Origin of the sequence: Komagataeibacter europaeus LMG 18890, assembly GCF_000285295.1 — a bacterium.
Taxonomy (GTDB): domain Bacteria; phylum Pseudomonadota; class Alphaproteobacteria; order Acetobacterales; family Acetobacteraceae; genus Komagataeibacter; species Komagataeibacter europaeus.
This window is the reverse complement of sequence record NZ_CADP01000252.1, coordinates 1-1,850: the sequence shown is the minus strand read 5'-3', so window position 1 is coordinate 1,850 and position 1,850 is coordinate 1. Positions and strand designations below refer to the sequence as shown.

At 63.1% G+C, this 1,850-nt stretch carries 2 protein-coding genes and 1 pseudogene; 1 reads left to right on the top strand and 2 read right to left on the bottom strand.

The window, feature by feature from the left end; all coding sequences use genetic code 11:
• The coding region (locus tag GEU01_RS21320; RefSeq protein ID WP_019087620.1) for a ParB/RepB/Spo0J family partition protein at window positions 1-421 on the bottom strand (421 nt) is incomplete at its 3' end.
• A 177-nt stretch (window positions 422-598) separates the two neighbouring features.
• Window positions 599-1,411 (bottom strand): hypothetical protein, encoded by an 813-nt coding sequence (locus GEU01_RS21315; RefSeq protein WP_019087619.1) that lies wholly within the window; start codon window positions 1,409-1,411, stop codon window positions 599-601.
• Between the two features lie 132 nt (window positions 1,412-1,543).
• Here GEU01_RS21315 and GEU01_RS26080 point away from each other — a divergent pair.
• Window positions 1,544-1,850 (top strand): annotated as a pseudogene (locus GEU01_RS26080) (IS21 family transposase); the annotation flags it as partial.

Sequence of the window (1,850 nt, the reverse complement as noted above, 5' to 3'; positions counted from 1 at the left end):
CAGACAGGCGGCCGATCTGCTTCAGCTGCACCGGTGTGAGCATCAGCGCCTTGCAGATCGCGGTGTCATTCCACTTTTTTTCCTCCCGGAGCCTGGCGACAACCCGCCACTGTTCAACCTGGGTCATGGGCTGACGGATCATGTTCTCCGATGCGGCACGCATCCGGTCCAGTTCCGCATCATCGCCTGCCACCGTCACCTGAATGGTTTTCAGGCCGGCCTTGACCGCGGCACGCCGGCGGCGATGCCCTGCAACGATCATCAGGCCGTCAGGAGTTTCGCGGACCAGGGGCGGGTGGATGATCCCGACGGCCTTGACGTTCAGCGCCAGCTGGCGCTCTTCCGCCTCGTTGGGCGCGGATTTCCGCGGGTTTTCGGGGTTGTCGAGCAGGGTTTTCGGATCAACTTCGCGCAGTTCCATGGTTTTTACTCCGTGTTCTCAGGACGCCTTTCCTGATGCACTCCGGCGGCCAGCACCGGGCTGGCGGGGCAAGGGCGCCGTGCAGCGGCGGCACCGGACCCGCGCGCAGGCGGCGCAGACGCCGAGCACGGGGAGGCGCCACCCCTTGCGGCGCCTGGCCGGAGATGGCAGCCCTTCTCAGGCTGCCGCCTCTTCTTCCTTCTCCCTGTCCTCGGTGTCGTCATGCACCGGGTCTTCATCGGTCGCGGTCGCCGCCAGATCGTCTTCCAGCGCTTTCAGCTCGGCGCGCTTTTCATCAAGCATCGCCTGTTCCGCGAACGGCAGGCCCAGACGGGCCCGGTAGGATGGCAGGCGATGCTGCGCTTCCTCCCGCATCCGGATTGCGTCACGGAGCGCATCATCGATCCGAAGCAGCGCATGTTCGAGGCGCGAGGTCAGCCCAAGGCCCTTCGTGTCGTCCTCGACGGCGATTTCAATGCGACCTGAGCACGCTTCCACAAACAGCGTCACGTCGACCGCGCGCTTTTCGCCGCGCACGCGACGGCCAGGCCCAGCTTCGCACATGACGGCGAACCCACCGATGCGTCCGAGGTTCCAGACCCCTGCCTCACCGTTCTTCGCCGCCAGGCGGAGCTGGGACAGGAGCCATGACCCGACCTTCTCGCGCTCGCTGATATCCCCCTTGTCCCGACGCAGTACGAACGCATCCCCCTTTGTGGGCTGGCGGCAGGCGATATCCGCCTCGATAAGCGGGATCTGGCGCTCCGCGCCCGCAATCTCACGCTCGGGCCAGTCGATGGCACGTTTTACGGCGAACTGGTCGTCATAATGGGCGGCCGCCAGTCTCTCGAGCCGTGCAAGATCGGCCTCCAGCCCGGCTTTGTGCATCAGCCGGGCATCGCCTGAGGCGAGCGCCTTGGCCATGGCGAACTGGTTTCCTCCTTCCCCGCCAATGTCCTCAATCCGGCGGATGGAACGGTCACCTGACATCGCAAGGCCAATAAAGTGTTAAGCGGCATGGAAAAGTGACCCCTTCGGAAGGGGGACAGGCAGCCAAAAACGACCCCTTTCTGAGAAACGGGTTCACGATGGCCTTCATGCTGAATGGAGGCCCGGTTTGGGATGCTTGTTGTGGAAACAATTGGAAAGATCCGTCGCGCGCATTTTGTCGAAGGAAAGGCGATCAAGGCGATCTGCCGGGACCTTGGGATATCGCGGCAGACGGTACGCAAGGTGATCCGGTCGGGACAGACGTCTTTTGACTATCACCGAGAACGACAGCCTCTTCCCCGGATTGGTCCATGGGAGGGAAGATTGTGCGCTCTTCTTGAGGAGAACGTGGCGCGTCCGGCCCGCGAACGGCTGAGCCTCATCCGTCTGTTCGAACTGCTGCGTGAGGAAGGATATGAAGGAAGCTATGATGCCGTAA